We start from the raw sequence: 5,760 nt of genomic DNA, 5'->3' as shown, positions 1-5,760 counted from the left end.
TGCGGTGCTCACAGGGAATCGGTTTCCAAATCTCGCCCTTAAGGAGTCAGTGGGAAAAGTGGCGGTGTCTCACCCAATGCTGACAGACAGGGGGGTCAAATTGCATGGCTCTCCTCAGATGAGTGTTGAATCCCCAACGGAATTCCATCCAAACGCTAGGACGCCACCGCACATTGTTCTGTAAGCCAGGACACCGTTCCCAGACACAGCCAGGAACTGAGCCCAACTGCCAAAGATCGGATCCTCGTCTGGAGACTGACGCGGCGGATCGTGAACACTGTGGGGACAGGATCTGTATTCCAGGACACAGAACTTCGGGCAGGTGGCGCATATCGTTCCCTGAAGCCACGGCGAACCCGCTATGGATATGAAAAGCTTCGGAAGAAGAATCGAGTCGGTGTGATGGGCATGAAAGACAATGGAGATGAGCAGCAATGGCCGGACACGGCGAGAAAGTCGAATTCCTTGGTTCCCAGGGAGCTTTACTGGCGGCACGGCTCGATCTGCCGGAGTCCCAGCCCCTGGCCTACGCCTTGTTCGCGCATTGTTTTACCTGCAGCAAGGACGTGCTCGCAGCTGCGAGAATTTCCCGGGCGCTCACCGATTACGGTATTGCCGTTCTCCGATTCGATTTCACTGGGCTCGGCCAATCAGGTGGCGACTTCGCCAATACGAACTTCAGCTCCAACATTGAAGATCTGATTCACGCTGCCGACTATCTTCGCAAAGGTTTCACGGCCCCGTCGATTCTGATTGGACACTCGCTCGGTGGGGCCGCGGTGCTCGCCGTGGCCGCTCAAATACCTGAGGTGCGGGCGGTGGTCACCATCGGCGCCCCAGCTGACCCCGACCACCTTGTGCATCTGTTGGGGGAGAGCAGGGCAGAGATTGAAACCTCAGGGGAGGCAGACGTTATCCTCGGCGACAGACCGTTCCGCATCCGCCGGCAATTCCTCGACGATATTGCCGCGCAGCCGCAAGCCGACCGCATTCGTCAGCTATGCTCGGCGCTGTTAGTCATGCATTCGCCCAGTGACACTGCCGTGGACGCGGATAACGCGCGGCGCATCTACGAGACGGCTCGTCACCCGAAGTCGTTCGTTGCCCTCGATGGGGCCGACCATCTACTCACCGACCCTGCCGATGCTGCGTTCGCTGCTTCAATGCTTGCAACGTGGGCACACCGCTTCGCCTTCGCTGTGCCCACGGATTCGGGTCTTCCGCGCGCAGTTGATGACCCAGCTGAAGGACTCGTCGTCGTGGCTGAGACAGGAGTCGGAGCATTCGCCCAGGAAGTGATGGTCGGCGGGCACCGGTTGAGCGCGGATGAACCCGCCCCGATCGGTACCGATACCGGCCCATCGCCCTACGAATTCCTACTAGCCAGCCTGGGCGCCTGCACTTCGATGACCGTCAGGATGTATGCTGACCGCAAGAAATGGCCGTTGGAAAAGGTGACGGTTTCACTGCGACACAGCAGAATCCACGCACAGGACTGCGCCGACTGCGAGACCGAAACGGGAAAGTTGGATCGAATCGAACGGGTCATCCGCTTCGACGGCGACCTCGACGAGGATCAGCGTCAACGATTGCGCGAAATCGCCGACAAGTGCCCAGTCCACCGCACCCTACGCTCGGAAATCCTCATCGGAACGATAATTTCCGACACAGACCCTGGACGGACCAGCTTCCGGGACAACCCGGAGACGAAGGTGCTGAAATGAATAGTCGCAATATTGAACAGTCTGAATATGACGGCACTTCTGTGGGAGAAACTATGAGTACGACTAGATCCATGATGGCCGCACACCCCGACGGTGAGCCGTCATTGGGCCAAGCGATGACCGCATGCATTGAAGCTGCCTTCTCCTGCGCACAGGCAAGCGACGCCTGCGCGGACGCCTGCATGGCAGAAGAGACGGTAGCTGAATTGCGGAAGTGTATTCGTCTCAACTTGGACTGTGCTGAACTTTGCGTCACCACCGGCCGGTTCCTTTCCCGGCTGACCGACGTCGACGGCAATCTGCTGAAGACAATCCTTATGGCATGTAGAGACTTCTGCACCACAAGCGCTATCGAAAATGAAAAACACGCCGAGACCTACCCATCCTGCCGGATCGCTGCCGAGGAATGCCGCCGCTGCGAACAAGCCTGCCAAGATCTACTTCCACGGCCATTCTGAAGTCAGCAAACCCTTTCCACGTCTTCACCGATGTTGCATCGCCGAACAGGCGGTCTGGTTAAGCTGGCAGGGTGGGCTTATTCCGGCGCCGTCATGGAAGAGCGATGCCCCGCAATGGTGATTGGAGAAGTGCGTGGAAACACGATCGACAATGATTAACGGCAGGCGCGCCCGATGGGCGGAGCACGGTACGGGCAGTCCCGTCGTTCTTGTGCACGGCATCCCCACCTCGCCCCGGCTCTGGCGCCACGTCATGCCGCTGGTCGAAGGCAAAACACTGGCATGGGAAATGCCCGGCTACGGATCGAGCATCCCCGATGGGAAAGACCTCGACATCGGTCTGTCAGCTCAGGCTGAATACCTGGTGGAGTGGATTGAATCCCTTGACCTGGACGAACCACCGGTCCTGGTTGGCCACGATCTCGGCGGAGGAGTTGCACAGATTGCCGCCGTGCGGGCAGCGGAACGCTTCGCCGGGCTGGTCCTCACCAATTCTGTGTCCTACGATTCGTGGCCCATTCCCAGTGTGAAGGCGATGCAGCGGGTGGCACCGGTGTTGGCGGTTTTACCACAGCTGCTGATGTACCCGACGTTCGTCCAGTTGATCCACCGCGGGCATGATGACCGGAATATCGCCCTGGAATCCCTCGCGGAGCACTGGGGACCGTATGTAGCCCAAGGTGCGGCGCGAAGCATGATGCGCCAAGTCTCCGCCCTCAACGTTCAGGACACCCTAGACATCGCCGACCGGTTGGCGGCCCTGAACCTACCGGCACGGGTGGTGTGGGGTGAAGCCGATGCGTTCCAGAAGATCAAGTACGGGGAACGGCTCGCCGCTGATCTCGGAGCGGACCTTATCCGAATACCGGGAGGGAAGCATTTCACTCCTGAGGACCACCCGCAGGCCATCGCCGCCGCCATCAACTCGCTTCTTACCGAAAGCCGAAAGGACTAACCGAATGACCGCTACACCATCCGTCATCGTTTTCGACGTCAATGAAACCCTCTCCGACATGGGCCCTCTTGCGGAGGCATTCAACCGCGCAGGGGCACCTGCTTCCCTTGCACGACTGTGGTTTACGGAAGTCCTCCGCGACGGATTCGCCCTCACCGCCGCCGGGAACAACCCTGCGTTCGCTGACCTTGCCACCGACAATCTTTCCCGCCACCTAGCCCAAACTTCAGGACAAGGGGACTACCAAAAGCAGATCGAAGCGATCATGGGAGTCTTCAAGAATCTCCCCTTGCATCCGGATGCAGCCCCCGGCATTAAGGCGCTCAGCCGCATCACCCAGCTGATAACCCTCAGCAACGGTGCCACCTCGGTGGCGGAGGACCTCCTGGAACGGGGAGGCGTTCAGGATAAGTTCTCCCGGTTCCTCAGTGTCCAGGACGCACCCCGGTGGAAGCCAGCGAGCGAGGCATACGACTATGCGGCCCGTGAGCTCAACCAATCAGCGAACCAACTATTGCTCGTTGCCGTGCACCCATGGGACATTCACGGCGCGAATGTCGCCGGATTGCAAACCGCGTGGATTAATCGCGAGGGTGCTTCTTACCCCTCCTACTTCACGCCACCGGACATCGAAGCCGAGGATCTTTTAGTTCTCGCAGACAAGATCGCCGCGCGTTGAAATCGGGTTTCATGCCAGCCCGGATCACAAGTTGAAGCCGCATACTCAATGTCCGGAGAGTAAATAAAATCGTAAACTAAGTCGCTGACCGTTCTGCACCTTTAAGCGGTCGAGATGGGCGGAACAGATGGATTTGCAGAACGTCGTAGAAATCATTGGTACCGGCATCGAGGTTGCGGGAGTCCTTGTTATTGTTGCGGGCATGCTCGTGGCGACGTTGCTCGCGGCAGCGGCGCTAATGAAACGAAAAGAGCGCGACATCTATGACACCTACCGACGGCGTTTGGGACGGTCGATCTTGCTCGGCCTTGAGTTCCTCGTCGCCGGAGACATCATTCGCACGGTCGCAGTAACCCCAACCTTTTACTCCGTAGGTGTCCTCGCACTCATTGTTCTCATCCGAACTTTCCTTAGCTTCTCGCTTGAACTAGAGATCACAGGAAAATGGCCTTGGCAAAAGTCCAGCTTCAATAAACACGCTATGAAACAAAGCCCACCGCCAACGACGTTCCACTGAACCAGGTCGTTCCGCCCAACCCGACAGGCCACACCCATGCCTAAACCAGACGGTACCGTGCAATCCCGCACATGACGACGCTGCGATTTAGCACCGATTCCCAGCTTCGGCGCCAGCGCCTTACAGGCGGTATAAACGGAGGGATATTCGGAAAACCGATCCGCTACCATGCGAACTGCACGAACGCGGACTTCGGGAGGAAACTGCCTGGGCCTAGTTACCATCTTTCTCACAGAAGATAGCAGCATCAAACCCGGGACGGTCAGACAATCGGTGTGCCGTCAACCCTGATCCTCAAGCCGCCCCAGAACTGATTGAAAGTCAGATGGCCGTTGCCGTGGGTGAGAGTCACGAGTGTCCAACCCTTTTGGGCTGGGGCATGGATTCGATTAGACGTGGGTTACCAACCGGTGTAAAGGTGGGCGTATGGATGCCGACATCAACTTTTATTTCGACCCGGTCTGCCCTTTCGCCTGGATGACGAGCAAGTGGGTGCGGCAGGTGCAGGCGCAGCGCGACTACACCGTGGACTGGCGGTTCTTCTCGTTGCGTTTGATCAACTCCGAGGTTGACTATGACGCGCATTTTCCGCCTGAGTACGAGGCCGGACACACGGCGGGGCTCCGGCTTCTGCGGGTGGCGGCCCGGGCACGTGCGGAGCATGGCCGCGAGTCGATGGCCGAGTTGTATGCTGCGTTCGGAGCGCACATCTTCGATTCTGCCTTAGACCCGGTCGACCAGCGCACCGAGGGTGAAGTGCGTGAGCGGCGTGGGACACGTGAGTTCGTGGAGCCGATCCTCGCCGAAGCTGGCTTGCCCCTGGCACTGGCGGAGGCTCTCGACGACGAGTCCTGGGACAGCGAGATCCGCCAGGAGACAGATGAGGCGCTAGCGCTGACGGGTAAGGATGTGGGCACGCCCATCATTCACTTTGAGCCGCCGGCTGGGGTGGCCTTCTTCGGGCCGGTGATCAGCCGGCTACCAGAGGAAGATTCGGCCGCCGAGCTGTGGGACCATGTGGTCGGGCTGGCACGCTTCCCTGGTTTCGCGGAGCTCAAGCGGAGCCTGCGCGAGCAGCCACAGCTTGCTGCCTTTGGTGTCAACGCCGATACGGTCGGTCAGCAGGAGGACTGGCACGGTGGCAGCCGACGCCAGAAGAAGTGATCGGTCTGTGAGGATGGACCGACGAGTCGGACAAGCATGCGCCATCACCAGGAGTCCGTCGCGGTTCGGGCGTCAGCCGAGACGTTCTACGCTTGGTGTCAAGCGGTGGTAGCAACGTTGTCGTTGAGTAGTTTGGTGAATACTTCTCGTGGTGTGAGGTAGCCCAGGGTGGCGCGGGGTCGGTCGTTGAGTTCGTCGGCGATGGCGTCGAGGTAGGGCTGGTGGCTGGTGATCTCGATGCCTTTGGGCAGATACTCGCGGAT

The 5,760-nt window shown here is 59.2% G+C and carries 6 protein-coding genes and 1 pseudogene; 6 read left to right on the top strand and 1 reads right to left on the bottom strand.

Annotated elements, in window-relative coordinates; all coding sequences use genetic code 11:
• Positions 1 to 434 precede the first annotated feature (434 nt).
• From IWX64_RS16495 to IWX64_RS16470, 6 genes are all read left to right on the top strand, one after another.
• Positions 435 to 1,724 carry a bifunctional alpha/beta hydrolase/OsmC family protein gene (locus IWX64_RS16495; protein ID WP_196868212.1) on the top strand — a complete coding sequence of 430 codons (1,290 nt, stop codon included), beginning with the start codon at positions 435 to 437 and terminating at the stop codon, positions 1,722 to 1,724.
• On the top strand, positions 1,721 to 2,182 hold the full coding sequence (locus IWX64_RS16490; protein ID WP_334683388.1) for a four-helix bundle copper-binding protein: 462 nt from the start codon (positions 1,721 to 1,723) through the stop codon (positions 2,180 to 2,182). Before IWX64_RS16495 ends, IWX64_RS16490 begins: the two co-directional genes overlap by 4 nt.
• Positions 2,183 to 2,315: 133 nt before the next feature.
• A complete protein-coding gene (locus IWX64_RS16485) occupies positions 2,316 to 3,137 on the top strand; it encodes an alpha/beta fold hydrolase (RefSeq protein ID WP_196868211.1) in 822 nt (273 codons plus the stop codon).
• Positions 3,138 to 3,141: 4 nt separating this feature from the next.
• Positions 3,142 to 3,816, top strand: coding sequence for a haloacid dehalogenase type II (locus tag IWX64_RS16480; protein ID WP_196868210.1), 675 nt, complete (start codon positions 3,142 to 3,144; stop codon positions 3,814 to 3,816).
• Between the two features lie 127 nt (positions 3,817 to 3,943).
• Complete coding sequence (locus IWX64_RS16475) at positions 3,944 to 4,333, top strand: DUF1622 domain-containing protein (RefSeq protein ID WP_196868209.1); 390 nt, start codon at positions 3,944 to 3,946, stop codon at positions 4,331 to 4,333.
• A 426-nt stretch (positions 4,334 to 4,759) separates the two neighbouring features.
• Positions 4,760 to 5,497, top strand: coding sequence for a mycothiol-dependent nitroreductase Rv2466c family protein (locus IWX64_RS16470; protein ID WP_196868208.1), 738 nt, complete (start codon positions 4,760 to 4,762; stop codon positions 5,495 to 5,497).
• Between the two features lie 98 nt (positions 5,498 to 5,595).
• Here IWX64_RS16470 and IWX64_RS17385 read toward each other — a convergent pair.
• Positions 5,596 to 5,760 (bottom strand): annotated as a pseudogene (locus tag IWX64_RS17385) (IS30 family transposase); the annotation flags it as partial.

The sequence above is a fragment of the Arthrobacter sp. CAN_A212 genome (assembly GCF_015752345.1).
Taxonomy (GTDB): domain Bacteria; phylum Actinomycetota; class Actinomycetes; order Actinomycetales; family Micrococcaceae; genus Arthrobacter_D.
Note: the sequence above shows the minus strand (reverse complement) of the source record. Positions and strands in the feature narration are given on the sequence as shown.

Excerpts from the sequence above, each read along its gene's own strand:
- IWX64_RS16495 (WP_196868212.1), top strand. The coding sequence starts at position 435 with ATGGCCGGACACGGCGAGAAAGTCGAATTCCTTGGTTCCCAGGGAGCT.
- IWX64_RS16480 (WP_196868210.1), top strand. The coding sequence starts at position 3,142 with ATGACCGCTACACCATCCGTCATCGTTTTCGACGTCAATGAAACCCTC.
- IWX64_RS16490 (WP_334683388.1), top strand. The coding sequence starts at position 1,721 with ATGAATAGTCGCAATATTGAACAGTCTGAATATGACGGCACTTCTGTG.
- IWX64_RS16475 (WP_196868209.1), top strand. The coding sequence starts at position 3,944 with ATGGATTTGCAGAACGTCGTAGAAATCATTGGTACCGGCATCGAGGTT.
- IWX64_RS16470 (WP_196868208.1), top strand. The coding sequence starts at position 4,760 with ATGGATGCCGACATCAACTTTTATTTCGACCCGGTCTGCCCTTTCGCC.